The following is a 25,787-nucleotide window of genomic DNA, read 5'->3' on the forward strand; positions in this document are numbered from 1 at the left end:
CCACAATAAAAGGTAGGACACGATGCGAGTGACGCTCACCGACATCAAGAACAACGACGCTGAATTCTTCGACCGCGTGCGGAATGCACCTGTATTCATCAGCACTGTGAATCGGCTTGGATTGCAGGTGGATATTGGCATCAGCCAGCATAATGCAGTGTTCCAGATCTGGAAGCCATCATGGGTTTTGCAGCGACCACCAGGGCATGATCGCACACTGAGAATTCACTTTGAAGCCAAAGACCGCCGCGAGATGCGCGTTGAAGTCGGTCCTGAACCGTGGATTGCGAGCCTAGACAGTAAGCCCGAGTTACGGGCTACGCTGGTCCCAATGTTGGAGCGAAAGGCGCGAGTCATAAGTGCATTACGGGGCCGTCTGATAGGGGCTGCTGATATTCCTGCCCAATTTGAGGCCAACACATATCGCTTGCTCGCTCCGACAAACACGGCAAGCCACGGTATCGTAAAGTTCTCTGGTTGTGGTTATGGCGATGACCCTTCCGTGGATCAGGCAGCGCGATGGTTTGCACAGGTCATTGAAGTTGTTACGCCCATTATTGATTCGGTGGCTGCTCGCCATCAGGAAGGATGAGACTATGGCGCTACATGCTTTGACCCAAGCGGATGACATTGCTGCGGCATATCATCAGTTGACCGAAGAACTCAAAAACGGCAGCGTACCTTATGAACGTAACGTAGGATGGCGGGGCGGCGGTGAGCAGCATACGGTTCACTGGCATCCTGGTGCTGGATTGTGGGGATTATCCGCAGTGGCCGTAGATGGCACTGGTTACTGGTTCGCGTTTGGCACGAATGATCCTGCGCAGACAAACCAGTTTGGAAGCATCAGCGTGCAGTTCTCGTTCTACAGAGAAGGCGTTTCTCGTCGTTGTGGTGGCGCTTTTGCCTTCAATAATACGAATGGTCAAGTGAACCTGCTGCACAGTGGTGGAATCGGCGGCGGACGCAACGGAATTAGCAAGACCTCATTTCTCGCTGCGTATAATGGTCCATTGGAAGATATACGCTGGCCGAACGGCGCGACGTTTCGCTATGTGGACATCGGCTCGCTCGAAGAGCCAGGGTTGATCGGGCGGCTTGCTGCATTCGTTGGCGCAGTCGAGACATTTAAGGCCAGCGTACCTGTCGCTACAGGAATACCCCATTAACAACAGAACGGCGCGCCGCCTGAAGGCAAGAGCGTGATGAGGTCAGAGAGGGGTTAACACGCCTCCCTGAAACGGTCGATAGCAGAGGAAATATGCTGACAGACTTCCAAGAGGAGAATTATGTCGAGAGGCCGTTCATCGCTCAGCTTACCGCGATGCAACCGCTCGGCTGGCAACACATTGAGGGCGATATATATGTCCCCGATGTGACCGAACGGCCCGATTTCGGAGCAGTCCTGCTTGAAGGCCGCCTGCGAGACGCCATCAAGCGGATCAATCGTGACGAGAGCGGCCAAGAGTGGCTTGATGACGTTCGAGCTACCCGAATGGTCGGAGCACTGTCCCGTCTGGGGCAGCACAAATTGATGGAGGCAAACGCCGTTGCCACGAATCTTTTGCTGTTGGGCTATCCCGTTGAAGGCGATCCAGCCCAGCACGGAGCAGGGCGAAGCGTTACAGCGCGTTTTATTGACTTCGAGAACCCAGCGAACAACGACTTCCTCATCATCAACCAGTTCCGCGTAGATGTTCCAGGCGGTCGCAACTATATCATTCCCGACCTCGTGATGTTCGTGAACGGCATCCCACTCGTGGTAATTGAATGCAAGTCCCCGAGCATCACCAATCCGATAGAAGCAGGTATTACGCAACTACTCCGTTATTCCAATCAACGCGATAGCGACGATGAAGGCGCTGAGAGACTATTCCATTACTCACAGCTCCTCGTTTCAACATTCTTTGACGAGGCGCGTGTAGGCACAGTAGGGGCGGGCTACGAGCACTTCTTGGAATGGAAGGATACATATCCCGCGCCCACTGCACAGGTCGTCACAGATATGGGCATCAGTAGGCTCTCAAGCCAGCAAATGCTAGGCGAGGGTATGCTTTCCCCCAACAATTTACTGAATATCGTCAAAAATTTCATGGTGTTCTCGGAAGCGGGCGGTAAGGTAATCAAGATCGCACCTCGGTACCAGCAATACCGCGCCGTCGAAAAGGCTGTCCATCAACTCGAACATGGACAGACACGCACGCAACACGGTGAGACCGACCAGCGCGGCGGCATCGTATGGCATACGCAAGGCTCTGGTAAGAGTCTGACGATGGTCTTTCTGGTACGGAGAATGCGTGCAATTCCTGCTCTGCGTCGATTCAAAATCGTTGTCGTGACCGACCGCACCGATCTGGAAAAGCAACTTAAGGGGACAGCGCAACTTACTGGCGAAAACGTGCGTTCCGCCCGCGGCGTCAAAGCCATTGAGACTTTGTTGTCTGCGCCTGGCGCGGATCTCGTATTTGCGATGATCCAGAAATTTCGTGACACTGAGGGATCGGATGATCAAGCCGCCGAGATTGACTCGGACGAGGCGGATGGTCGTGACGACATTGAGACCGCGACAGCACTTTATCCAGAACTGAACCCATCCGAGCACATCGTGGTCCTTATCGACGAAGCTCATCGCAGTCAAACAACAAGCCTTCATGCTAACCTTCGTCGGGCTTTGCCGAATGCCACCTTCATCGGGTTTACTGGGACGCCAATTTTGATGGGCCTGGCAAAGCGAACACATGAGATTTTCGGCCCGTACATCGACCGATATACAATCAGGCAATCCGAGCAAGATGGCGCGACTGTTCGCATTTTGTATGAGGGCTATGACGCTGGGGCTTTCATCAAAGACGACAAGACGCTCGATGACCTTGCGGACGAACTATTCGGCCACTTGTCAACCGCAGAAAGGGAACGCGCTACTGCGCGGTACGCCCGTGTCGAGACGGTGCTGGAAGCAACCAATCTGATTGCAGCGAAGGCCGATCATGCATTGCGCCACTATGTTGACACCGTACTACCGAACGGTTTCAAGGCCCAGATCGTGGCGGTAAGTCGCCTCGCCGCCGTGCGGTTTCAGCATGCTCTCGTAGCCGCTCAGAGGAAGCTCGTATCAGAGATTGACGGCCTCTCCGATGATCTGCTTATCTTGTCCGAAACGGAACGGAGCAGTCTCACAGATCACGTTCAGCAGATTCTCCGTGCTCATCCACATCGCAACACTATCGCTGGTCTTGAATTCGCCTCAGTAATTTCCGCAGGGGATCAAAATGACCCGAAAGATTGGGCGGAATGGACAGAGGCGGCGCGTCAAGCTCAACATATTGCCCGCTTCAAGAAGCCGCTTCGTACAGCAACAAGTGATCCCGCCAAAACCGACCCTCTCGCCATTCTTGTAGTTAAATCCATGTTGCTTACAGGGTTTGATGCGCCAAACGAGCAGGCGCTGTACCTCGACCGCAAGATGGTCGGTGCGGAATTGCTTCAGGCCATCGCGCGGACGAATCGTACCGCACCGCGAAAAAAGCATGGGCTTATCGTGGACTATCGTGGCATTGTAGAATTTCTTCGGCGCGCCGTGGCGGTGTACAGCGCAGAGGACATGGAAGACATCCGTGCAGGGATCGTAAGTATAAAGGATACCCTGCCCACTCTGGCAGATCGCCATCGCCGTGTAATCGCGATCTTCTCCGAGCGGAACGTAAGCGACATCTCGAACGTGCGCGCTGCTGTAGATGTGCTTGCCGATCCCCGAGTACGTGCCGACTTCTCAGTGAAATATAAGGATTTCCTGGAAAGTCTGGATATCGTTCTTCCACGCCCCGAAGCGCTGCACTTTAATGCCGATGCGCGTACACTCGGTGTTATCAATCAGATGGCTCGAAACCTTTACCGCGATCCCCAATTAATGCTGGTCGGAGCGGGACAGAAGGTGCGTGACCTGATCGATCAGCATGTGTACGCGATGGGCATCGACCCGAAGGTGCCTCCAATCTCAATTTTGGATCTCGGCTTTGATGCCGCAGTCGCCGCGCAACCATCCGCAAAGACGCAGGCATCGGAGATGGAGCACGCGGCCCGCTATCATATAACCAGCAAGTACAATGAAGACCCGTCCTATTACAAGCGGCTTTCCGAACGGTTGGAAGAGATCCTAGCACACTTTGGCGAGAACTGGGATGCGCTTGTGGAGGCGCTACGCCAATTCACCGCTGACGTGCGGGAGGGATGCCCGCAAGATCAATCAGGTCTCGACCCACGAACTCAAGCCCCGTTCTTGGGAGTGCTACTTGAAGAGACTGGGGGGAGTGATGGCGGGGATGATAGCATTCGTCGCTATGCTGAGCCGACCGTGGAGCTGGTGGAAGTGATCCGCCGCCATTTGCGTCAAGCGGGTTTTTGGAGGTCGGAATATGCACAGCGGGTTCTTCACGGTGAGATTACCGTATACCTGGATGATCACGAGCTAATTCCTATAGACCATCAGGAGCGTGTTGCCGACCGCTTAGTGGCGCTATCCCGCACACTTCACGCACGGCTAGTCGCTGAGCAAAGTGGGGACTAAGTGTCAATGCCCATAAGCCCCGCCTCTCAATCTGTAGAAGTTTTGCAGGTGGCCGACCTGGGTTTCACGGTGCGTCGTAGCGCTCGGCGCACTGTTGAACTGGTTGTAGAGCGAGACGGGCGCCTCACTGTGGCTGTGCCTACGGATGCTGAATCTGCTGATATCGTGAGGATTGTCGAGGCGAAGCTGGACTGGGTATACCAGAAGCTCGCCCGCAAGAACCTTTTGCTTAATGGCCCGCCTCCTCCGAAAGAATACGTTCCAGGTGAAGGATTTTGGCATCTTGGTCGTAGCTACCGTCTGCGCATTATCAGCCCACCCACGAATGGCGTAAAGCAGCCTCCACTCCTGTTGCGGCGCGGCTGGTTTGAACTGACAGCACCCGCGGCCAAGAACGCTGAGCAACATTTTCGCGATTGGTACTTGCTTCACGCCCACTCGTGGATCGGTGAGCGTATAAAGACACTTGCCCCTAGAATGGGTGTTGAGCCTACAGCGTTCGAGGTTCGCTCTGTTCTTGGCCATCGCTGGGGTTCATGCACGCCAGATGGCAGGCTGCTCTTTCACTGGCGAATTATCCTTCTCCCCGCCCGTTACGCCGAGTACGTAATCGTCCACGAACTCGCGCACCTGAAAGAGCCAAACCACGGCCCCAATTTCTGGCGCGTGATTGAACTCATCGTCCCTGACTGGCGCGCACGCAAAGAGTGGCTCGCCGCGAACGGCTCGCGATATTACCTATGACGATTTGCGATGAATAATAAAGGAATTACCATCTTGTGAGGAAGTGAATTCCATATATTGCCACGAGGAAGGTATAATCGCGGTTATGGACACGTATAAAGGCACTGTAAGCTGTAAATGCGGGCAACCACTAAGTTTTATGGTTGTAAGCCCGAATAAGTCTGGTTCAAAAGAACTGAAGTGCAAAGAATGCAATCGATGCTGGAGTTATCCTTGGAGTGTGAATGCCAGCGGTGGACTGGACATTGCACAACCTACCCAAGTCGCTTGCCCATAGGATAACACGATTCGATAGGGAGTTGAGGGCTACTGCCGCGCAACGGGTGTGTGCCTTTAATTCCAGTAGACAGACTAGGCAAACCGATATCTGCTGCTGCTAATATTCTCACAGTGTCACAGTGTGGCGAAGTTATTTATAACCTCATTGACGATGGTGCGATCACTGGCCAGAATGTCTTATGTTGTTCTGGCCCAATCGTATACGCTTCGCCTGATGGAGTTTTTATGGAATAAAGTGAATGCGATGGTTCGCCGAAATCCCATACTTCGTAGTCATTTGCCCGAAGCGCCAACTGTGCATTCGTTTGAGCGCCAACTGCGCCAACCTTCAACGCCTCCAAGAACACCTCTGGCGCAATGGCGCTCAGTTCCTTACCCTCTCGCAGCCAAGCTCGGCCTTCTGGAGTATCAGTTGGCGGCGTAATCCCGCTTAAGAAGGCTGTGATTCGCTCGGCTAAGTCAGTGTTTTGCATCGCTTCCATCTCTTTCGTTAAGATTGCAGATTTGTGTGTCCTCGTATATTACCACTGTCTTGGTAAAGCCGACTACGATCATGTACTTACCTCATTGAGCACAATCCCAAGCACTGACGAAACATGATCCAGTCGATAATAGTGTGCTATGCCGTCTTGCCGCACGATGCGGTGTGGCGGCCCGATGGCGGCAATCTGCGAAGCGGTCAGGCCGTATCGCTCGCGAAGTTGGGTCTTATTGGCCATTCCCGCCTCTTCTGCGAGTTTGTGCTGTGCGCGCCATCCCCAGCAATCGCGACACGCGAAGAATGGGTTGGCATAGCAGCCTTGGGAGCCGCGGTCCTGGCGTGTCCGATGTTGCATTATCGCTGGAACGGCGTGGCGTACAGCTGAATCTTGGGGAAGTGATTGCGGCGCTGCTGGATGGTTGCCGATCTGTGAGGGCTGTCGGTACTGGGGGAGGTTGGTGGGGTGGATTCTGACTTAGCCGAGCGGAAGGGTGAGTGTCAAATATCGCTCGGCGCCGCTACGTCTACCACATGAAACTCACTTCCCGCCACAAAGCTCAACATCTTACCATTCGGCGACCAACTCAGCGCAAAAATAAACTCGGCCTCTGAATCGAGGGCTATCTCTCGCATTGCCGATCCGTCAATGTGGCTGATCCAAAGATGGACACTCAAATCTGAAGATGTTTTTCTGATTCTTCTCCAAATCTGGGAAATCAATGTCTCTGCGCTGTTTTCTGGTTTTCGTGTTATCCAAGCGACCTGTTCGCCATCAGATGAAACGGCGACTGACAGCACTTCTTCAGGCACATAGACGGTCCATTGACGCAGGGCGGCAGGCTGATAGAGATCCCATACACTAATATCTTGGCTTGCCCGATAAGTGATATCGGAGACCATCGTGAAGGAAGAAGCGCTGCTCTGAGTGCCTGTCATAGACTCGATTTTATCTGGCGCACGCGCGATGACGCAACTTGACGATATAACATTAAGGATGTCCAGTCCCTGCAGTTCCGCTGGGAGGTTTGCGAGCGTTTCAGGTGTGTCTCCCGTTTCCACGTCACGAAAATCTACTTTGTCGAAACGGATTGTCGGTACACCATTTTCATATTCGTCGCCGCTGAACGCGATCTGCGCGATATGCTTACTGTCGGCACACCAGTGCGGGAAGGTCATGCCATTTGGATTAGGCCACTGATATCGGTACGAACCATCAATCGGCGCGGCGAAGATGGGATTGTTTCCCGACTGTCCCCACATAGCATGGTCTCCGTCAGGCGAGGCATGCAGAAATACTATGAATGCTGGAGAAGACTGGACCTGCATCGTGAACGCCTCCAAGCAAATCTCTGCCCTGGTGATGATGTCGTAGGAATAGAGCCTGCTGTCGTCACCGAATCGTAACACGGAGGTGTTGGAGAGCCAGGGGGACATTACTCCGCCATGGATGTTGTCTGGGATATTGAAGAGTTTCATGTTTACCAGCCAGCGCCTCTCCACGCCTGCTCCCGAACACAAGATTTATCCATATCTGCTGCGCAACGTGCGGATCGAACGGGTTAATCAAGTTCCGAACCACGCTTTAGTCAAAAATCGCCGTCATGACGCCGAGGCCCCATTGAGTCAGTGCTATGCGCAGTCGTCCGCAGCGTAGCGCACTCTTTGCCATGCCCCAATGTGCGGCTAGGTGCAGCGGCTTGTCGTCGTGACAGGCACCATCGGCGCGGCAAAAGTGTGCTGTGGCGGTTGTGAAGTCACTGGCGGCAATTGCCGCGCGCCGAAAGGCAAGTGCCTGATCACAATTCATTGTTTTCACTAGTATATTTTACGCTAATGTGGCTGGCTTATGAGTCATGGCGCTCGCGGCAATATTGGCGATCTTTTGGTCGCCCTATGGGGGGCAGGAGGCAGATGAGGGAAGAAACTCTGGAATATTCCAGAGCTTAGCCACGATACGAGCGGACGAGGGGTGAAAGGAATGGCGACATGGTGCGTGTAAGCAATACGACAATCAAAACGACTCAGATCGGCGACCATTCGCCTGACCAAGCCTCAATCCGCCGTTTGATCTCGTTCAAGAGGGCGTCAGAAACATATTGCGGTGGATCTTCATCGGCAAAAAACCTGGCCAAGTCGCGCGGACGCTTCTTCAATGTTTGCCTAACCCACCGATATCCCCGTACATGCTGCCAGCCATGCTGCTCCATCAGCAGTAGCGTTTCATGGCGCTCGGTGGATTCATCGCTGCAGCGGATTACGTACAGGATCTCCCGTGGTGGATGTAGCAGCAACCACTTCACAGCGGGAGCCAAGAAATGTGTGAACATCCGCATTTCCAAATCGCGGGTAAAGCCCACATAATAGCAGTCGTCGGCGCACTTGAGCGCGTAGCAATAAGCCATAAGGATGGCTTCGATGGCTGTTTGGAGAGGCCCTGCAGAATAGAAGCAGGGTAAAATGAGATCCCATGTGCAACCGTTTCAACATCTCAGTCAGTGCCCAGGAAGTGGCCGATTTCTTCGGTATTCAGTTGACCTTGGGCGACGCCGCGAACTCCATGCCCAACTACAACGTGGCACCGACGCAGACAATCGCCACTGTCGTGGAACACAACGGCGAGCGGGTGCTGGACGCGATGCGCAGGGGATTTATTCCGTCGTGGGCCAAGATGCAGTCGAAAATCCTCGCCACCAATGCGATCAGCGAAGAGATCGCGGGCAAACCACTCTATCGTGGCGCGTGGAAAGCGCGCCAGCGGTGTCTTGTTCCAGCCACGGGTTTCTTCGAGTGGCGCGGCGCTGTCGGCGACAAGCAGCCGATCAACTTCCGCGTGAAGGACCAAGAAATCTTCGGCCTGGCGGGTATCTACGACCGCTGGATCGATCCTACGACCGATCAGGTCATCTGGTCATGTGCGATCCTGACGACGGCGCCGAACGATCTTGTCTCCCATATCCACAACCGCATGCCCGTGATTGTTCATCGCGACGACGAAGCCGATTGGCTCAGTTCCTCCACCACGGCTGATCAGGCGCTCTCAATCTGTCGCCAATACGCCGCCGACGCCATGTACGGATTCTTGGTGGATCGGCGCATGGGGAATTCGAAGTGGAACACGGACGAGTGCATCGTGAGCGTGGGAGAATTGTGAACGGACGACGCTCCTCTGCCGATGGCGGTGAAATTCATTAAGATTATTTCCAGAAATCTTTCAAAACTCTTGACTCCTCGACAAAGAGCGGGTATAATATTTGGTGAAGGCGCAAATTGCCCCGCGCTGGACAAAACCATTCCCTTACTGGATTGACATCGACTTCTTTCATTAAAGGAGGACACTCACCGAGCCGTCACTCGTGCGTTTTACGCACATGCCGATCATTATAGTGACTGCGCCGCTTACAATTTCACGCTTTCGCTCGCTCCTCCGTCGTTGACCGACGAGATCGCCGCCTATTGGCGTGCGTTCAAATCGATCTCCCCTGGCACGATTGCTTGTCACGCTTCTGTGGCTCCGCATCATCGCTGCCGCCTTTACCTCAAACCACGAAAGTTACAAACATGTCTCAGACCTACAACCTCTTCTTCTTTGGCTATCACATCGTGATCAGCCTCGTTGCCGCCTTCGTCTCACTCAAGAGCGGTGCGTTTACGAAGGTGTCCGTTACAATCGACGGCGTTCCCTTCACGCTGTCACACAGCACCGATACGAGCGAGCATCTTCGGCTTGCTAAGGCGCTCATCCAGAAGAGATATCCTGGAATTGCCTATCAAGGACACAAGCACGCGGGGCATACAATCGGAATTTACTTCCCCATGCAGCCCTTCGGATATCCCACTCAGGCGAAATCCGACCATTACTCCATTGATGGCGTTCACTACGATCTTACGCGCGGCGCCGTGCCGCTTCCCGAGTGTCTTGAACGTGCTAAGGCGAAGGTACGCGAGATTTACGGCGTCTAGCTCCTAAAACAAGGCCCTTCGTCCGCAAGCGGACGAAGGGCTTTTGCTTTGTCGGCATTGGTCATGCCTCCCGATCATCGATAACTCCGCGCCCCAGTCCGCGCCACCTCGACTAATTCCTGGCGGCTCTCAACGCTCTCCGCTGGGCGGAAATCCTTGATGCTCAGCGGCCACGCCTTTTCCACCTCCATCGAACACCCATAACCTTTGCGCACCATCTTCCCTCGCACGATCACCGCAGGAGACAATAAAATCGTGGCCATGTTGTTCTCAATCGCGTCATTGTAAAACGCGGTCTGCATATACGCCGATTCATCCTCGATAGTCGTGAAGAGAAATCTTCCGCCAGCCTTATTTGGCGGCCTATGAGGTCGGATGTTCAAGCCCGCCACAGTCGCCCTGTACCCCGTTTTTAGCTGCATCGCTTCGTGCGCAGTAATGATGCCTCGCGCCGCCAGCGACTGTCTCAGATGAGCAAACGGATGACAACTCGTGGTCACCGAGATGATCCGCCATTCCCAGAGCAGTTTATCCCAGTCGCTGAAATCCTCGATTTCCCAGGCTATTGGTGTGGCGTCCGCGCCGACCATGCGGAGTTCTAGGCGCTGTTGTGAACTGCTCGTGGTGTCGGCGCGGATCGCCTGGGCTTTGGCGATGGTTTCATTCAGCCGCCAAATGAGGCCGCGCCGATTGTAATCATGAAGGTCGTCGAACGCGCCGCACAAGATCAAGCTCTCAAGCAGATCGCGGCGAAGTGGAACACGCACGCAGAAGTCGAGGAGGCTGCGGTAGGCGCCACTTTCTCTCTGTGCCAAGATAGCATCCACGTCCTCGTTGCGGATGCCGCTGAGCAGACAAAATCCAATGCGGATCGAGATCGCCTGGTCGTCCGTGGTGCAGGCCAAGGCGCTTTCGTTGATGCTTAGCGGGAGGATTTGCGCTCCGCGCCGCCGTGCCTCGGCTGCAATTGATTGTGGAGCGTAGAACCCGCAGGGAGTATCGCTGCTCATGAGCGCGGAGTAATACTGGATCGGACGATGACAGATCATGTAAGCCGTTTTCTGCGCGGTGAGGGCGAATGACGCAGAATGGGACTCGGTGAAGCCCAAGGAACCCCATCCCTCCAGTTCATCCATGATCTTGTGTGCGTTTTCAAGAGAAAGGTCGCGGTGCACGTAACACGCTCGCTTCACAAAACTCTGCCGCGCCTGCCCCATCGTTCCGAAACGCGCGTGTTTAGCCAGTTGCTTACGCCAAACTTCGGCCTGGGCGTCGTTAATGTTCAGCATGGCTGCGATGATGTAGCTGACTTGTTCCTGGAAGCAACACACGCCGTAAGTCCGCCCAAGGATCGGCTCCAATGCTGGATGGAGATATTCGATTCTTGAGTACCCATTACGCGCCGCGACGTATTTCTTGACAGCCCGCGCTTTTATTGGACCTGGTCTTATAAGTGCAATCGCGGCCACAGTGTGCTCAAAATCGCTTGGATGAAGCTGGGTTGCGAGAGCAGCCTGAGCAGGGGAACCGAGTTGAAATGCCCCCATGTTTGCGCCGCTCCACAGCATGCGGTAAGTCGCTTGGTCCTCGCGTGGAATGGTGTCGTATTGGAAGTTTGCATCCGACCGCTGGATGTCGCGCTCAGCGTCTTTCACGACTGCGAGTATGGGCAAGGAGAGAATGTCGAGCTTCACACTACCAGCGGTCTCAACATCATCCTTGTCCAACATCACAATGGGCAATACACCGCGCGCCGAAGGCGTAACCACATTCAAGTTGGAGAGAGGAAGGCCACTAATCACCAACCCAGAGCTGTGTGAACCCATGTGTCTCGGGTGTCCTGCGATTTTGCTGCACAAGTCAAAGAGCTGTTCAAATCTCTTAGTTAAAGATGCGTAAGCGCGAAGCTCAGGGTTTCGTTGAAACGATTCGGCGATCTTACTAGCATCGGCAAATCCCGAGATATGGCGCGTGAACCACGCTAGGGCTTGTGGCGGCAACGCCAATGCTTTACCGACATCTCGCAACGCACCTTTTGCGTGATATGTTGCGTATGTATTACAAAGCGCCACATTCTCCTCGCCGTAAGTTCGTGCAACCCAGCGGAACACATCATCACGCCGCCGCGCTTCGAAGTCGATGTCTACATCTGGGCGTTTTCCAACGGACAAAAATCTCGCGAAAGGCAATCGTCTTTCGATCACATCGACATCTGTCAAATTTAGTCCGTACATCACAATTGAATCAGCAGCAGAACCACGTCCAGTCACCGTGATCCCTTCACCCCGCGCCCACTGCACAATTCTGGCCGCATGAAGTACGTAAGATGAATAGCCCAGCATGTCGATCACGGTCAGCTCTTCATTCAGCCGTCTGCGTACCTGATCAGGAAGTCCACGATATCGCCGTGTAGCGCCGCTAAAGGCGAGGTGTCGGAGATGTTGCGCCACTTCTATGCCCCCTGGCGTCGGATAGGCAGGAGTGATTTCTTCCCCAAGCGGCATGATCCCGTCGCCGCTGCACTGTTCAGCGATCATCATCGAACTGGCGATAGCTTCAGGACACCAGGCGAACAGATCGCACATCTCTTGCGCTGACTTCATCCTCCGCTCTGAATTGAAGGGCCTGGCGATATGGTTGTCGGCCACCGTGATCCCCATGGAAATGCAGCGCTTGATGTCGTGGGCGATCATTCCATCGCTGGTGGCGTAGTGGACGTTGTTCGTTGCAACGCAACGCGCTCCGATCCGCCGCGCCATAAGGACCAACTCGTGGCAGACTCTGGTGGCATGTGGGGTGCTGTCGTCTTGCAGCTCGATGAAGAGATCGGCGCCGAAAATCGCCTTGAGTTGTCGCGCAATTTCAAGCGCGTCGTTGTAGCGATGATCGCGAATGAGCGAACTGATTTTTCCTTGTCTACATCCTGTGAGACAGATCACCCCTTCGGTGTGAAGACCAAGCTGATCCCACGGCAGAGCTGGCGTGAGGCGACCGCCGATGGCGTACGCGGTGGACAGTAAGCGGCAGATATTTCCGTAGCCCGTGCGGGACTTGGCGAGTAGGGTCAGGTGACTGCCGTCGCTCATTGTGACTTCGGTTCCGTAGATCGGCTTTATGCCGTACTGCTCGCAAACTTCGTGAAACTTGACTGCGGCGGTGAGCGTGTTGTGATCGGTGATTGCCAGAGCAGGCATGCCAAACAGCGCCGCCTGACGGACAAGTTCTTCTATTGTGGATGCGCCATCGAGGAATGAATATGGCGAATGGCAGTGCAGTTCTATATACAAATTGCCTCCGCTAATCCGCCGTCGCCCGCAGACGCCACTCATCACCGATCTTGTGCAGTTCGAATGTTCCGTGAGGTTCAGTCATCACGCGAAACGCATCCACTTCAGCAATCTTGCCCCAGGACCACGTTGACGATCTCCACTGGTCGATCACCCGAACAATCTCATATCGCCCGCCGTCGTAGGCTGAGCGCCCTGAACGGCTGTATCGAAGTGGCCGTCCATATTGGTCCATGGAGACCCGCACGCGCTCATCGCGGCGCTTGGTAAGGGCGTGGGTCCAAAGATTCAACTTTGACGACTTGAGCAGAAGCGAGCCCGTCACCACCGAGGCTGGCCCGTATCGTTTTCGGAGCGTCCGCATCTCGGCTTCCAGGCTGATCTTCCTTTCATGAGCGAAGCTGTCCGAGTTGTTCGCCGTGTCCAAGAGCGTTAGCTGAACGCTTCCACCAGCGTCGATTCCTGTCACCGCCACGGAAATCTCTACCACGGGTTTCTGTAGCCAAAGTCGCGCCAGGAGTCTGTTCGCGGTACGCAGCAACGTCGCCGCGTCGTGAGATGGCGAGTAAAGGTGTTCATTTTCATGAACGAACGACTGATCATCGGCCTTGATCGTGAGCGCGACCGTGCGGCAGTATTTTCCGCCGCGTTGGAGGTCGAAGGCGATCTTGACTACGCATGCCTGCAACGCCTGCGCGATGATCTCATCGTGCCGAACCTCGTCATCGAAGACATGTCGGTGTTCGATCTTCTGTTGCGGCCACAACGCCTTCACTGGATCGCTGTCCTCCCCGATGGCCAGCCGCCGTAGCTTTAGCGCCATCTGCTTATTGACCTGACGCTCCAACTCAGGCGCAGGGATTTTACGGATGTTGCCGATGGTCGTGACGCCCAGCTTCCCGAGCCGCTGGATGAGTTTGGCGTCCACGCCAGGGAGAAAATCCACGGGGAACTGAGCCAGCAAGTACGGTTCGTGACTTTGCTCGATCACTTCAACATGAACCTGGGCATCGCGGTCCTGGGGCTTCACCATCGCCGCTGCGTGCGCGACCAGCTTAGAACTTCCCAATCCTACCGAGATCGGAACGCCGATCTTGTCGGCGATGGTCCTGGCGAGATGCTGCACGCGGCCAGCAATGTCGGGTCCATCAAACTCGGCGTAATACAGTTCGGGATTGATCGGTTCAACTGAGTTTGTCTCTACGGCGATAACATCCCAAATCGCTTCAGCGGTTTCTGCATAGGAAGCCTGGTCATATGGTAGCACGATCAGGCCCTGGCAGAGCGCGCTGGCGGTAGATGTCGATAAACCTTTGGATATCCCCATCGACCTTGCCTCCGCCGATGCGCACCTTACGGCTCCGTCCGCCGTCGCCAAGACAATCGGCTGTCCAATAAGGTGCGGAAGCCGCGCTCGTTCACACGCGATCCCGATAACTTCCATGCGGATACACACGATCATTTCTCAATCCTCCATGTCCTATTGTTCCTAAATGGTGGTAGACATGTGATTATAGTAGACGTATTGTGCTTTTGTCAAACGTTTGTTCGATTAGTAGGGCAATTTACGGTTGTAGTGAAGAGTGATTTACAGTTGGGGCTTTTACGGCAGAGATTGTGTGGCTATGGGTTGAAAGGAAGAAACAAAAATCGCCCCAGGGGGCAGAGGGGCACCTCAATCCCTGGGGCGATCTTTCGTCTCATAATGGGTAAATCGGATGACCGAAGTGGGCTAGGCAACGTCACGCATCTGCATCTTCATCGTCTTCTTCATCGAGATTGTCGAAGAAGCCTTCAAAATCTCGCATATAATAACGTTCTTCATCTTGCAGATCGACATTTTGGCCCTTACGTGCTCTTTGAGCCATGCGTTTGAGCTGATCGGCCACCATGTCAGCTTCATCAGGACTGTAGGCTTCCATAAAAATGAGCGGCGCTTTTTGACCTGGCTCAGAAGGCTCGCCAGAAAGCGTGAGAATGACCCTGCGCTTGTGTGGTTTCAGCATGAAGCTGCCCACGGACTTCACTATGCCATCCATCGAGTCCAGCTCGTCCTCCCATTCTGGGCCAAACAGATTTCCGATGTGTGGGGGTGCTGTCGTGATGGTCTCGCTCATAGTGCGTCGTCTCCTTGATTTCAAGTAGCACTATTATATTGGCGGTTTCAGGATTTGTCAAACACTTGTTCGTAAGACGGGCGTCATACCACATTTCGCTATTTTGCTACTTAAAAAAATGACACTATTGACACTATTGACACCATTGACGCAAAAGTGTATAATGTGAAAAATTGCAGGAGGATCATCTTATGGCAGCAAACGGATACGTTCATTGGGCCGTCGTCCACAACATCGTTATTCAAGCGAATCACCCAGTGAATGGGGTTATGCAGACGGTGGAATTGTTTGTGACCAATGTCCCTCAAGACCTCGAATATCAAATCGTGAAGGATACGATAGAACAAGCAGGTTATTTTTTTGGAGATTCTGGGGTGAGGTGGGGTAACTATCAGATCGTTCCTGATAAAGATTGGATTACTGGATGGGAGCATGAATTCACCTACCCAAACAAAACAAAAATTTCATACGATGAGCTTCTTGAGCAGAGCAAAATCGAAAAGCGAATAACTCTTCGACTACCACCAATAATTCACAATTATTTGGCGTATTCAGCCTCTTTGACGAATTCGTCATTGAACCAGTTGATCACTGAAATATTAGGAGATTGGCAGCAAGACAAGATGCGAGCACAGGTGAATCGATTTGAGATTTCAGTTCGCCATGAGATTCAATCATATATGAATTATTTGGAAGCAATATCGCTCGGTGGACCGCGTGATGATCTCAGGGCACACCGTGACGCCATAATGAATGCTTATGACGCATACAAAGATGCTTGTAGGGGGGCGAATATACAACCTGACCCTGATGTACTGGTGTATATACCTACCTCAATGCGGTCTGAGTAACGTCACAAACGGAAAATGCGGCGATCAATGCGGGGTATCAAGCTACGCATAATGGGCAGCAAATGAATAGTGAAACACGAAATGCATATAACCATTTCTCTTGATTCAACCGAGCGTTAAGATGATAAGAAACCTCTCTCTGAGATCACAGAACAAGATTTGATTGACCTGATTGATGCACAGGTCAGTGAAGGATTGACGATTGACTATAAAGCCGATTGCAACCGCACGGCTGACGGCAGTGGCTTTGATTTCTTCGGTTTGCACAAAGATATTGCTTCTTTTGCGAATTCATCTGGCGGCGACTTAGTAGTCGGAATGAAGGAAGGCAAAGGGGAAGAGAGCGGATTGCCCAAAGAGTTGGTCGGCATACAAGGGCAATCGGCAGAATCGATCAAACTCAAGCTACAACAATCGGCGGATTCCGCAATAGAGCCACGTGTGGAGTTTTCAATGAAAGATATTCCACTAGAGCGTGGCGGTTTTGCGTTAATAATCAGGATAAAGCGCAGTTTGTTTAAGCCTCACGGTGTGCTGAAAGACCACAGATATTGCTTTGCTCAAAGAAATAATTCGGGGAACGTCAACATGGATATCAGGCAAATCCGAGATGCTTTTATTGGTGCTGACAGCATTGTGAAAGAGATCAGGTCTTTTATTTCACAACGTGTAGAAGCGATTGAGAGGTCAGGGGCGAACACTGTATTAGCCGAAAAAGATGTACCATATTTCAAATTTTCACCAAATGCGAAATACGCAATACATTTGATACCGCTTAATGTGATTGACAATCCAGAACCCATTTCACTACAATCTTTCAAAGATGATTCTGGCGTATATCGCAAACTTGCCGCTTGGGGCTATAATTTTCGTTACAATTTGGATGGCATATTCACATCGAACGAAAAAGGCACATATCCCCATAATTACGGCTACACATACATGCAAGCATATCGCAATGGGATATTTGAATGCGTTGATAGCCAACTATTAGGGCAAGAGCGATATATCAGCACTCCACAATTTGAAAAGCAACTTACAGAAACAATTCACAATTTATTGGATGTGGCTGATATTGTCGGCGTTTCTCCCCCTGTCATGCTCAGTATTTCATTTTATAACATGAAAAACCGACTACTGGATACTGGCAGCTTCGACCGCAGTACCATTTTGTTGCCAGAATTGATACTGGATGATCTTGATATCGATGCGAATCCTGCCAAAGCGTTAAAGCCGATCTTGGACATGTTCCACCAGGCGGCTGGAAATGACAAATCTCCACTAGGCAATTAGCCGTGTAAGAAACGTGGATGTAGCTCTTACACTAATTCAGGTGATCGAAAGCCATGATCTTTTCAGGACACGGCGTCTTTGATTTCTTCCGCATCCGCCGTGCCAGAAGTTTCCTGCGTCTTTGGAGCCGCGTTCTCGTTGACTGTGACGCTGACAGACGAAGCGCCAGGGATTGCAGAGCTTGGCGTGTTAAGAAGCAGGGTCTGGATCGTATCGGAATGACCATTGATGCGCTTCTCGTTGATCCTGGTGCCCACATACGCCAAGAAGCCCAGCCAGGCCCTAACGCAGGTCGCGACAGGGATGGCGAGCTTTCCCACGACCTTCAATCAAACCACGGCCAGGCTGGAAATTCACTTTATCGCGCTTTCAAGTCTCTATACCTCAGGGAGTTCCTTTCCATCCCAACTCACCGACCCATCCGCCCACTCACACATCACCCTGTACGAACGCACAACCCCCTCCGCGAGCCTTGGGATTTCCACTCCCATAGGCTTATTCGCCAACCGCTTAGCCCTTCGCACAATCCCACTGCTGGCCGACACCCGCCTCGCCCAAGCGTTTCGATGGTCATTGATGATTGGCAGCGCTACGGCGATCTGCGCGGGCGTGACGATGTAAAGCTCGGTTTCGTTGCTGAAGCCGCGCGGAGAGATTTCGATGTAGGCATTCATAGCATTCCTTGGGCAGCTCGTGGCTGCTGTGTAATGCTATGTAGTCGTGCTTATTTCTGGAAAGCGCACATGGTGAGGCCGACTATCTTGTCGGATGATTGTCAGCCTGAAAGACTTGGAGCGGCCAGAGCCGAGTAGGTCGTATCAAAGGATGCGGGGATTTTTGTTGCGGGGTGGGGAAGAGCATTAATTAGGCCAGCCCATAGCGAAAGATTCTCTGCCTCCGCGAGCTGGCCCAAAAGCGATTATTCAGCCGTTACTTCCGCCGCAGCCGCAGCCATCTCCGCCTTGGTGCGGCGCCGTCGCTTCGTAGTACCGCTTCCTGCCAGCGAAGCGATCAAAATTCCATCAGCCTCTTCAAAGTTGCCTTCGATTCCGCCTTCTACAGGAGCAATTCCAAAACGCTGGAACAGCTTCTTTGCCGTGATTTGTTGTTGGATTCCGCGACCGCGCCGAGAAATCTTGAATGCGGTTTTGTCGCCATCCGTAGCGGGTGCGATGGCAATCACATTACGGTCGGCGTCATAGCCGAGTTTGACAGCGGCTCCATCAGGAAGTTTTCCTTGACCCTGCTCAGAGAGCACTATGGTCGATTTTGAGATTTTATAATCTGTTTGTTGGGCTGTGGGAGCGGTTGCTGTGGCATACCATTCGATTGGCATATGTTTATACATCCTTACATTTGGGTTTGAACTTGCGTGGTTAAAGCGCTGTCGGCTATTATACCGCGTGGAATTCATAAGATTGGCCTTTGAAGAATGAAAAATCAATGCCTTACGACATTCTTTTTCACGCGAGCATCACTTCAGGGAGGAATGTAGAGATTTAAAATGGAACGTATGTTTCATCGTAGATGGACGACACGTGCAATCACAACAATAACAAAGAAACCTTAGAGAAGAATAATGGCTCGGATTATTGCACGTATCTACGTTGAAGGAAAGCCCCTGAATCAGATTGAGTCAGAAATCCGCCGTGCTCTCATTCAGGCCAACGTCGTTCAGGTGGAATGGACTTATATTTCAGAAGCCATCATTAATAAACCGCATGAAGATAAAGAAGCCGTGGCGAATTGGGCGGATATCACGTTTCCAAAGCGGTGGACATTTTTAAACGATGATATTATTATCGATCAGAGATAATCGTGATCGTGTGTGTTGATAGTGCCCTCACAGATAATATGATAGTCATTGAACATAGGCCATAGGACACACTTCGATGTCCACAGAAATCTCGCGTATAAAATCAAACACTGGCGTTTCACACGCTCCAAAGGAAACTCAACCATGGCATTTTCAGCAAAGAGCAAGAAATCAGGCATCGAATACTTTCTTCACGCGCGCACAGCCGCGAACGGCAAGACGAAGCTCTATTACTTCGCCAAGAAAGTGAAGGACGGGGCTGTCGATGCGCTGCCAGAAGGCTATGAAATTTCGGAGAATGCTCTCACGGGATTGCCAATGTTGAAGAAGAAGCTGGGGTAGGAACTGGACTACATTCTAGTATGCATTCAAGTCAGACAAAACAGACTAAGCCGTCAATTCTGATACACCTGAACCAAAATTGACGGCTTAGTCTGTTTCAGCTTGACGATATGGACTGCTCACCATAGTCTGCGCTTACCACACGATCTTCGGAGACTGATTCTCTGCGAAGAACCACCGTTTGTGTATCGTGATACTCGGTCTGGCGGTGGGTGACGTGGATTTCTTCCTTGAGCTTCAGCCGTTTCTCCACCACCAAGACCTCTTCCATCACTGGTATGATCATCACATCACCTTCATGGCGTATCGGCGGCGCTGCATCCACAAATCGGTCAATGGGGACGTGACGGACATCAACCTCGGTGCGCAGAAATGGGATATCGACCACTTCTTCACGCTCAGTCACCGTCTTGGTAATTCGTACTTTGCCTGTTTCGACGATGCGCTTTCTCACATCCAGCGTTTCTTCAATAATGGGGACGACGATGCGGTTCTCGTCATTGCAAAGCGTGGCCCTGGGATCGTCTGCTGGCATGAAGTTCTCCTATTCATTGCCGCCAATAAAACGTAATTGCGCCCAGGGGCTGATCGTCGTCGATCCTCCGCCTGGGCGCTGTGCTGGGGATCGGAAAGAGATTCCGAACCTGCATCCGAGTATTCCTTAGCGTTTCAGATCGCGCTCGGCTTCCAGTTCCTCGACCTCAACATCCGTGCGCCGCACGGTGTCATGAATGGTCTCCACGCGATCCGTGGCGGTTTTGCCAATCACGACTTCCTCCACCACGCGCGCGGTCTTCGCAACCACGGGAACTTCATCCGTTTCCGTGAGCTCGATGACGCCATCCTGGAAGGCGTTATCCGCGCTGGAAACCGCGCGGTCCACGGGACGACGGTCCACGACGACATGCTCTTCATGAAGCGTGACGTTTTCCTCCACGGGCGTTTCGATGACTTCCGTGTGGACGCGCGCGCCGCCTGATTGTACCTGTCGCTTACCGACTTCGAGTTCTTCCTCGATCACGGGAATGACCGTTTTGCCATCGGTGTCAACAGCATCCGTCCGCGCCAGGGTATCTGTGGGAGTGGCGGCAGTCGCCGAATAATCCTCCACACGAGCAGCCGCAACGGGAGTGGGTACGGTGTTTGCCGCCGATGGCGTGCTGTAAGTATCCACTGGACGGATAGTATTCGCCACGGGGGCATCCGAACCAGCGACTGTACGGGCGTAGTCGTGATCGTGTTTGTCCACCACATCTACCGCCGCCGCAGAAGCCGCGCCGCCCGCAATGGCTCCGATGAGTGCGCCCACGGGGCCGCCCGCCAGGCCGCCTACAATGGCTCCGCCGACCGCGCCAAGCACGCCGCCTTCGGTCACATCGTGCTTCGTTGCAGGCTCTTTTCCGTGTTCATCGAGAACTTCATCTTTATAATCGTTCGTGGCCATAGTTTTCCTTTTATCTTTCGAATGATTGGCTGTAATCGCTGATGACGTGTTAAGATTAGCGCAAGACCTTCTGTGTCTCATCGACTTCCAGGTCGTCGCCGTCAATTTCTTCGACATTCACATCCGTGCGGCGCACGGTGTCATGCACGGTCTCGACGCGATCCGTGGCAGTTTTACCGACAACGACTTCTTCGACCACGCGCGCTGATTTAGCGACAACAGGGACTTCCTTCGTCTCAGTGACTTCGAGGATATTTTCGGCAAACGCCGCGTCAGCATCGGTGATGGGGCGATCCACGGCGTGGCGGTCTACAGTCACGGTTTCTTCGTGCAGGCTGATCTGCTCATCCACGGGGCGCTCAGTGATATGCTGATAAATGCGCACACCGCCACGCTGTACCTGTCGCTTACCGACCTGCAGTTCTTCCTCGATCACAGGAATGACGGTGTTATCGTCCGCCGCGTTGAGACCAGTCGCAGTGAGGTTCGCTGAGGGCGCGTATTCGGCTCCCGTTTTTTGATAGAACTCGGCGATGTTTGTTTCGATGTCGAGCGCGCCGTTGGCGTTAAGGATATCGGCGGCGTTTTGGATCCTGTCGTCGGTGGTTGTTACCGTCACGAACGTTTGACCGTCGCGAAGTCCGTTGGAGTAATACGCCGCGTCGTGCTTTGGAGCAATCAAATGAAGTTTGCCCAGAACCTTGTCCCAGCCACTTTCCTGAGCGGTCGTCGTCGCGCCCGAAGCATTCGCGCGATACGTTTCGACAACGATGTCGTTCGCTGAGAATCCCGCTTGCTCCAGTGCTTGAGCCGCCTGATTGGCCGCGTCAATGGTGTCGTACAATCCTAAAACTTCCGTAGACATTATCTTAACCCCTTCTATTTTTTTGCTGATTTTGGTTGTCCATAGGGTGGGTTTTTGTCAAAAACTACGATGGCTTTTGACAAAGTTTCTCTTGGCGAGAATCCCGCTCCCTACCAACATTCACGGTTTACCCCGCCCTAATGCAAGACAAACGCTTGCTATTGGGAAATTTCAGCTCGCTGAGAATACGAGCTAAAAAATTGGCGTTCAGAGGTGATCTGCGAATCCGTGCGATGGAAACCGATAATAAACCTGGCCCATGAATTTGAAGTGTTGAAGAAAACTTGGATTAGACAATGAATGCTCCTTTGTCCGCTGACGAATATAAGAGATTGACTGTTCTACGTGAGGTGGGCATCTTTGATACGCCTGCCGAGGATGTCTTTGACGATATCACAAAACTCGCCGCTCAAATCTGCGGCGCTCCCATCGCCGCTGTCAGCCTCATCGACAAGGAGCGTCAGTGGTTCAAATCCATCATCGGTTTGAATGTTACGGAAACACCCAGAGATCAGGCATTCTGCGCGCATACGATTCTCCAGTCTGATCCGCTTATCGTTCCAAACGCCTTGGCAGACGAACGATTTGCCGACAACCCCCTGGTTACCGCTGAGCCCAACATTCGGTTTTATGCGGGAGCGCCGCTGCTCACCTCCGATGGCGTCGCCCTCGGTTCATTGTGCGTCATTGATCGTGTTGCGCGTGAACTGAGTGATGAGCAAATAGCCGTCCTCCAAATGCTGGCCAGACAAGTTGCAGGGCGAATCGAGTTGCAGCGGCGGGTCATGATTCAGGACAAATTGATCCAGGAGCGCTCCCTGGCGCAATCGGTTTTGCTGCAGCGTGAAGAGGAACTCACAGCTATTATCGAACATGCTGTGGAGGGCATCTTTCTCTTTGACCCATCCACGCGGCGTGTGATCAAATCCAATGCCGCGTTCAGGGTGATGCTCGGCTACACCGAGGAACAGATGAGACAGCTAACGCTATACGACATCGTTGGTCATGTCAGGTCCAGCATCGACCGCATCGTGGAGGCATTGTGGCAAGGCAAGGAGGTGGCGCTCAGCGAGCGACAATATCTGCATAAGGATGGCTCAGTGATTGTCGTGGAAGTCAGCGGACGGGTTATCACCTACGAGGACGAGCTTGCAGTCTGCGTAGTCGTGCATAATCTGACGCCGCAGCGAGTCTCGGAGGACGCCCGTAGAGCAGCAGAAGCGAGCTACCAGAGCTTGTTTGAGAACGCGGCGGAGGGAATTTTTCAAACGACGCCGCAAGGACGTTATCTCAGGGCCAATTCTGCTTTGGCTCAGATTTATGGGTATGCATCTCCGCAGCAGATGATTGGTGAGATTTCCGATGTTTCGACCCAGCTTTACGTTGCGGAAGACCGTCGAGCGGAATTCACACGTCTGATGACCGCCAATGGTGGAGTGAAGCACTTCGATTCTCAGATCAGACGCAGAGATGGCAGTGTGATATGGATTTCGGAAAGTGCTCGTCCCGTGTTTAACGATCAAGGCACGCTGATCTGTTACGAAGGGTTCGTGCAGGATATTACAGATCGCAAAGCCTGGGAAATGCAGCGTGAGCATGATTTGATCGAAGCTCAATTCCGAGCAGATCACGATTCCCTCACGGAGTTATGGAACCATCGCGCCTTCCATCGGCAAGCGGAGCAGCGCATTGACGAAACTGCGCGCGGCGGCGGATCGCTGGCCTTGATCATGATCGACATCGACAACTTCGAGTTCTTTAACACTCTTTACGGTCATGTCACGGGCGACGAGGTTTTGCGCATGGTTGCTAACCGTTTACAAACGATTTGCGGTTTCCGCGATGTCGCGGCCCGCTTTGGCGGCGATGAGTTTGCTCTGTTGCTGGCTGATATCGGCTTCCATTCTAGGGGTGACTTGGAAAGAGAATTGATGGAAAAGCTGCAAGACCTGACTTTTTGTCTCCAGGGCCTCAGTATGCCCATTCCAATCACATGCTCCATAGGGATAGTGGTTTGTCCTGCTGACGGGGGCGAACGCCTGGAACTTCTACATCTTGCGGAAGAGCGGCTTCGGCGAGCGAAAACGGGCGGCGCGGACGACACGGATGCTGATCAGATGCGTGAATATCTCCACCAAGCCATCGACGGCTTTTCGATGCTGGACGCCCTGGTCAACGCCGTGGACAACAAAGACCGCTACACTCGCCACCATTCCGAAGATGTGATGGACCATTGTCTGGTAATCGCTCGCGAACTTGGAATGGACGAGAAATTTCAGCATACTCTCGCCGTCGCAGCCTTGCTTCACGATGTCGGCAAGATTGGGGTGCCTGACGCCATCCTGCGCAAACCTGGAAATCTTACGGACGTGGAATACGCCGCCATCAAACAGCATCCGCAAATGGGCGCGGCCATCGTGTTCGCTGTTCCAGGGCTGGAGGCGACATTGGACGCCATTCGGCATCACCACGAATGCTACAATGGGAGTGGATATCCTATGGGCCTTCGTGGAGAAGAAATCCCATTGATTGCACGCATCATGGCGGTAGCGGATGCTTATTCCGCCATGACGATGGATCGTCCATATCGTAAAGGAATGGCAATTGAGCGCGCCATTTCCATCCTCTCCGCAGGGACAGGAGAACAATGGGATGGGATGTGTGTGGACGCCTTCTTACGAGCGAAACAGCGTCTAGCCACGGAAGAGAATTGCTTTCGTTTAGCAGCTTGATGTCGTGTCGCGCCAGACTGTAACCGCATTGGCGTTGGAGTTCCACAGTATCTCGCGATCTTAGCCCTACTGCGACAGAACCAAGAGTAATAACCCAAGTTACGCGCGATACTTATCCATCTACGACCACACGGTTACGTCCCGCCGCTTTTGCCTGGTAAAGCGCCCTGTCCGCGCGTGCGATAATGTCCGCGCCGCAGATATCCGTATGTTTTAATGCGGCAACGCCAAATGAAGCCGTAACAGGATGCAAAGGCCAGTAATGGCGTTCGATGGAAGCGCGTAAGCGTTCCGCAAGAGCGGATGCGCCTTCGATGTCTGTCTCGGGCAGGATGGTGACAAACTCTTCGCCGCCATATCTTGCGGTCAGGTCGGTGTCGCGGGCGACTTCTCGAAGAATAAGCGCCACGGTTTTCAGCACAACATCGCCAGCGGGATGCCCATGGGTATCGTTGAAATGTTTGAAGTGATCAACATCCATGAGCACCAGGGACAACGACTGCCCGTGCCGCAATGCGCGTTGAACCTCTTCGGATAGACATTCCTGGAAGGCCTGATGATTCTTTAGACCCGTGAGCCCATCCGTGGTCGCCAGCGCCTCCAGCTCCGCATTGGCCTTTTCCAGCTCATTTCTCTGAAACTCCAGCACCACCATATATTCCTGAAGGCGCTGCTCGGACTCCCTGCGCGCGGTGATGTTGTTGACTGTGGCCTGAGTGCCAACGATCTCCCCACAAGCGTTGCGATATGGGATCGCACGTATCTCGACCCAAACCGCGCTGCCATTCTTGTGAACGCATTTAATTTCGTAAGTTGCGGAATTACCCTCGGCGCGGTCATTATTACGGGATTCCATGGCTGCTCTGTCTTTGGGCGCAAGGAGCAAGTCCATGGCCCGTTGTCCGATCAGTTCCTCGGGACTATATCCCGTAATTTGCCTCATATATGGGTTGGCGTATGCAACGATATCGTTGAGGTTCGTAAGGTGGTCCTATTTGTCAAGACAGTCAAA

23 protein-coding genes and 1 pseudogene are annotated in these 25,787 nt (G+C 53.0%); 12 read left to right on the forward strand and 12 right to left on the reverse strand.

Annotated elements, in window-relative coordinates; genetic code table 11:
* Positions 1 to 28 precede the first annotated feature (28 nt).
* The 4 genes from D5261_RS13205 to D5261_RS13220 all read left to right on the forward strand — a co-directional run bounded on the left by D5261_RS13205 (position 29) and on the right by D5261_RS13220 (position 5,308).
* Entirely contained in the window at positions 29 to 592 is a 564-nt protein-coding gene (locus D5261_RS13205) for a hypothetical protein (RefSeq protein WP_125205978.1), read from the forward strand.
* A 4-nt stretch (positions 593 to 596) separates the two neighbouring features.
* Positions 597 to 1,169: a hypothetical protein gene (locus D5261_RS13210; protein ID WP_125205979.1), complete on the forward strand. Its 573-nt coding sequence runs from the start codon at positions 597 to 599 to the stop codon at positions 1,167 to 1,169.
* A gap of 92 nt (positions 1,170 to 1,261) precedes the next feature.
* Positions 1,262 to 4,564, forward strand: a complete 3,303-nt coding sequence (locus D5261_RS13215; protein WP_119321484.1) for a type I restriction endonuclease subunit R — start codon at positions 1,262 to 1,264, stop codon at positions 4,562 to 4,564.
* Positions 4,565 to 4,570: 6 nt separating this feature from the next.
* Positions 4,571 to 5,308 carry a M48 family metallopeptidase gene (locus D5261_RS13220; protein WP_119321485.1) on the forward strand — a complete coding sequence of 246 codons (738 nt, stop codon included), beginning with the start codon at positions 4,571 to 4,573 and terminating at the stop codon, positions 5,306 to 5,308.
* Between the two features lie 413 nt (positions 5,309 to 5,721).
* Here the strand turns inward: D5261_RS13220 and D5261_RS13225 are convergent, their stop codons facing one another.
* The 3 genes from D5261_RS13225 to D5261_RS13235 all read right to left on the reverse strand — a co-directional run bounded on the left by D5261_RS13225 (position 5,722) and on the right by D5261_RS13235 (position 8,470).
* Entirely contained in the window at positions 5,722 to 6,060 is a 339-nt protein-coding gene (locus D5261_RS13225; protein ID WP_125205980.1) for a hypothetical protein, read from the reverse strand.
* Positions 6,061 to 6,566: 506 nt separating this feature from the next.
* Complete coding sequence (locus D5261_RS13230) at positions 6,567 to 7,544, reverse strand: hypothetical protein (RefSeq protein WP_119321487.1); 978 nt, start codon at positions 7,542 to 7,544, stop codon at positions 6,567 to 6,569.
* A gap of 545 nt (positions 7,545 to 8,089) precedes the next feature.
* A complete protein-coding gene (locus D5261_RS13235; RefSeq protein ID WP_119321489.1) occupies positions 8,090 to 8,470 on the reverse strand; it encodes a GIY-YIG nuclease family protein in 381 nt (126 codons plus the stop codon).
* Positions 8,471 to 8,535: 65 nt separating this feature from the next.
* On the opposite strand from D5261_RS13235, the gene D5261_RS13240 reads away from it, so the two are divergent.
* The gene (locus tag D5261_RS13240) at positions 8,536 to 9,219 is read left to right on the forward strand and encodes an SOS response-associated peptidase (RefSeq protein ID WP_119321490.1); all 684 of its coding nucleotides are present in this window, start codon (positions 8,536 to 8,538) and stop codon (positions 9,217 to 9,219) included.
* 407 nt (positions 9,220 to 9,626) lie between these two features.
* Positions 9,627 to 10,028, forward strand: coding sequence for a hypothetical protein (locus D5261_RS13245; RefSeq protein ID WP_119321491.1), 402 nt, complete (start codon positions 9,627 to 9,629; stop codon positions 10,026 to 10,028).
* A 74-nt stretch (positions 10,029 to 10,102) separates the two neighbouring features.
* Here D5261_RS13245 and D5261_RS13250 read toward each other — a convergent pair whose 3' ends face one another.
* From D5261_RS13250 to D5261_RS13260, 3 genes are all read right to left on the reverse strand, one after another.
* Positions 10,103 to 13,315 (reverse strand): DNA polymerase III subunit alpha, encoded by a 3,213-nt coding sequence (locus D5261_RS13250; RefSeq protein WP_165864203.1) that lies wholly within the window; start codon positions 13,313 to 13,315, stop codon positions 10,103 to 10,105.
* 10 nt (positions 13,316 to 13,325) lie between these two features.
* On the reverse strand, positions 13,326 to 14,777 hold the full coding sequence (locus tag D5261_RS13255; protein WP_119321493.1) for a Y-family DNA polymerase: 1,452 nt from the start codon (positions 14,775 to 14,777) through the stop codon (positions 13,326 to 13,328).
* Between the two features lie 280 nt (positions 14,778 to 15,057).
* Entirely contained in the window at positions 15,058 to 15,432 is a 375-nt protein-coding gene (locus D5261_RS13260; protein ID WP_119321494.1) for a hypothetical protein, read from the reverse strand.
* 191 nt (positions 15,433 to 15,623) lie between these two features.
* On the opposite strand from D5261_RS13260, the gene D5261_RS13265 reads away from it, so the two are divergent.
* The 3 genes from D5261_RS13265 (at position 15,624) to D5261_RS13275 (ending at position 18,197) form a co-directional block, all read left to right on the forward strand.
* On the forward strand, positions 15,624 to 16,283 hold the full coding sequence (locus D5261_RS13265) for a toxin-antitoxin system HicB family antitoxin (protein WP_119321495.1): 660 nt from the start codon (positions 15,624 to 15,626) through the stop codon (positions 16,281 to 16,283).
* 159 nt (positions 16,284 to 16,442) lie between these two features.
* Entirely contained in the window at positions 16,443 to 17,576 is a 1,134-nt protein-coding gene (locus D5261_RS13270) for an AlbA family DNA-binding domain-containing protein (protein WP_165864204.1), read from the forward strand.
* A 228-nt stretch (positions 17,577 to 17,804) separates the two neighbouring features.
* A complete protein-coding gene (locus D5261_RS13275) occupies positions 17,805 to 18,197 on the forward strand; it encodes a hypothetical protein (RefSeq protein WP_301002494.1) in 393 nt (130 codons plus the stop codon).
* Between the two features lie 298 nt (positions 18,198 to 18,495).
* On the opposite strand, the gene D5261_RS13280 is transcribed toward D5261_RS13275, so the two are convergent.
* Positions 18,496 to 18,912 carry a hypothetical protein gene (locus D5261_RS13280; protein ID WP_125205982.1) on the reverse strand — a complete coding sequence of 139 codons (417 nt, stop codon included), beginning with the start codon at positions 18,910 to 18,912 and terminating at the stop codon, positions 18,496 to 18,498.
* A gap of 243 nt (positions 18,913 to 19,155) precedes the next feature.
* Between D5261_RS13280 and D5261_RS13285 the strand changes: the two genes are divergently transcribed.
* Together D5261_RS13285 and D5261_RS13290 are read left to right on the forward strand one after the other, a co-directional pair.
* On the forward strand, positions 19,156 to 19,392 hold the full coding sequence (locus D5261_RS13285; RefSeq protein WP_119321500.1) for a hypothetical protein: 237 nt from the start codon (positions 19,156 to 19,158) through the stop codon (positions 19,390 to 19,392).
* Positions 19,393 to 19,536: 144 nt separating this feature from the next.
* Complete coding sequence (locus tag D5261_RS13290) at positions 19,537 to 19,734, forward strand: hypothetical protein (RefSeq protein ID WP_119321501.1); 198 nt, start codon at positions 19,537 to 19,539, stop codon at positions 19,732 to 19,734.
* Positions 19,735 to 19,831: 97 nt separating this feature from the next.
* Here D5261_RS13290 and D5261_RS13295 read toward each other — a convergent pair whose 3' ends face one another.
* The 3 genes from D5261_RS13295 to D5261_RS13305 all read right to left on the reverse strand — a co-directional run bounded on the left by D5261_RS13295 (position 19,832) and on the right by D5261_RS13305 (position 22,043).
* Positions 19,832 to 20,269 carry a YsnF/AvaK domain-containing protein gene (locus D5261_RS13295; protein WP_119321502.1) on the reverse strand — a complete coding sequence of 146 codons (438 nt, stop codon included), beginning with the start codon at positions 20,267 to 20,269 and terminating at the stop codon, positions 19,832 to 19,834.
* A gap of 126 nt (positions 20,270 to 20,395) precedes the next feature.
* Positions 20,396 to 21,178 (reverse strand): YsnF/AvaK domain-containing protein, encoded by a 783-nt coding sequence (locus tag D5261_RS13300; protein ID WP_301002495.1) that lies wholly within the window; start codon positions 21,176 to 21,178, stop codon positions 20,396 to 20,398.
* 55 nt (positions 21,179 to 21,233) lie between these two features.
* Complete coding sequence (locus tag D5261_RS13305) at positions 21,234 to 22,043, reverse strand: YsnF/AvaK domain-containing protein (RefSeq protein WP_119325314.1); 810 nt, start codon at positions 22,041 to 22,043, stop codon at positions 21,234 to 21,236.
* Positions 22,044 to 22,339: 296 nt separating this feature from the next.
* Between D5261_RS13305 and D5261_RS13310 the strand changes: the two genes are divergently transcribed.
* The gene (locus D5261_RS13310; RefSeq protein ID WP_119325313.1) at positions 22,340 to 24,775 is read left to right on the forward strand and encodes an HD domain-containing phosphohydrolase; all 2,436 of its coding nucleotides are present in this window, start codon (positions 22,340 to 22,342) and stop codon (positions 24,773 to 24,775) included.
* Positions 24,776 to 24,887: 112 nt separating this feature from the next.
* Here D5261_RS13310 and D5261_RS13315 read toward each other — a convergent pair whose 3' ends face one another.
* Positions 24,888 to 25,430: a GGDEF domain-containing protein gene (locus D5261_RS13315; RefSeq protein ID WP_301002550.1), complete on the reverse strand. Its 543-nt coding sequence runs from the start codon at positions 25,428 to 25,430 to the stop codon at positions 24,888 to 24,890.
* Between the two features lie 21 nt (positions 25,431 to 25,451).
* Positions 25,452 to 25,745 (reverse strand): annotated as a pseudogene (locus tag D5261_RS13320) (PAS domain-containing protein); the annotation flags it as partial.
* Positions 25,746 to 25,787 lie beyond the last annotated feature (42 nt).

Origin of the sequence: Capsulimonas corticalis (assembly GCF_003574315.2) — a bacterium.
Taxonomy (GTDB): Bacteria; Armatimonadota; Armatimonadia; order Armatimonadales; family Capsulimonadaceae; genus Capsulimonas; species Capsulimonas corticalis.

Bases quoted from the DNA above. Each gene is read 5' to 3' on its own strand.
- D5261_RS13210 (WP_125205979.1), top strand. From the start codon at position 597: ATGGCGCTACATGCTTTGACCCAAGCGGATGACATTGCTGCGGCATAT.
- D5261_RS13215 (WP_119321484.1), top strand. From the start codon at position 1,262: ATGCTGACAGACTTCCAAGAGGAGAATTATGTCGAGAGGCCGTTCATC.
- D5261_RS13220 (WP_119321485.1), top strand. From the start codon at position 4,571: ATGCCCATAAGCCCCGCCTCTCAATCTGTAGAAGTTTTGCAGGTGGCC.
- D5261_RS13225 (WP_125205980.1), bottom strand. From the start codon at position 6,060: ATGCAAAACACTGACTTAGCCGAGCGAATCACAGCCTTCTTAAGCGGG.
- D5261_RS13230 (WP_119321487.1), bottom strand. From the start codon at position 7,544: ATGAAACTCTTCAATATCCCAGACAACATCCATGGCGGAGTAATGTCC.
- D5261_RS13235 (WP_119321489.1), bottom strand. From the start codon at position 8,470: ATGGCTTATTGCTACGCGCTCAAGTGCGCCGACGACTGCTATTATGTG.
- D5261_RS13240 (WP_119321490.1), top strand. From the start codon at position 8,536: ATGTGCAACCGTTTCAACATCTCAGTCAGTGCCCAGGAAGTGGCCGAT.
- D5261_RS13245 (WP_119321491.1), top strand. From the start codon at position 9,627: ATGTCTCAGACCTACAACCTCTTCTTCTTTGGCTATCACATCGTGATC.
- D5261_RS13255 (WP_119321493.1), bottom strand. From the start codon at position 14,777: ATGATCGTGTGTATCCGCATGGAAGTTATCGGGATCGCGTGTGAACGA.
- D5261_RS13260 (WP_119321494.1), bottom strand. From the start codon at position 15,432: ATGAGCGAGACCATCACGACAGCACCCCCACACATCGGAAATCTGTTT.
- D5261_RS13265 (WP_119321495.1), top strand. From the start codon at position 15,624: ATGGCAGCAAACGGATACGTTCATTGGGCCGTCGTCCACAACATCGTT.
- D5261_RS13275 (WP_301002494.1), top strand. From the start codon at position 17,805: ATGCGCTTCTCGTTGATCCTGGTGCCCACATACGCCAAGAAGCCCAGC.
- D5261_RS13280 (WP_125205982.1), bottom strand. From the start codon at position 18,912: ATGCCAATCGAATGGTATGCCACAGCAACCGCTCCCACAGCCCAACAA.
- D5261_RS13285 (WP_119321500.1), top strand. From the start codon at position 19,156: ATGGCTCGGATTATTGCACGTATCTACGTTGAAGGAAAGCCCCTGAAT.
- D5261_RS13290 (WP_119321501.1), top strand. From the start codon at position 19,537: ATGGCATTTTCAGCAAAGAGCAAGAAATCAGGCATCGAATACTTTCTT.
- D5261_RS13295 (WP_119321502.1), bottom strand. From the start codon at position 20,269: ATGCCAGCAGACGATCCCAGGGCCACGCTTTGCAATGACGAGAACCGC.
- D5261_RS13300 (WP_301002495.1), bottom strand. From the start codon at position 21,178: ATGGCCACGAACGATTATAAAGATGAAGTTCTCGATGAACACGGAAAA.
- D5261_RS13305 (WP_119325314.1), bottom strand. From the start codon at position 22,043: ATGTCTACGGAAGTTTTAGGATTGTACGACACCATTGACGCGGCCAAT.
- D5261_RS13310 (WP_119325313.1), top strand. From the start codon at position 22,340: ATGAATGCTCCTTTGTCCGCTGACGAATATAAGAGATTGACTGTTCTA.
- D5261_RS13315 (WP_301002550.1), bottom strand. From the start codon at position 25,430: ATGGTGGTGCTGGAGTTTCAGAGAAATGAGCTGGAAAAGGCCAATGCG.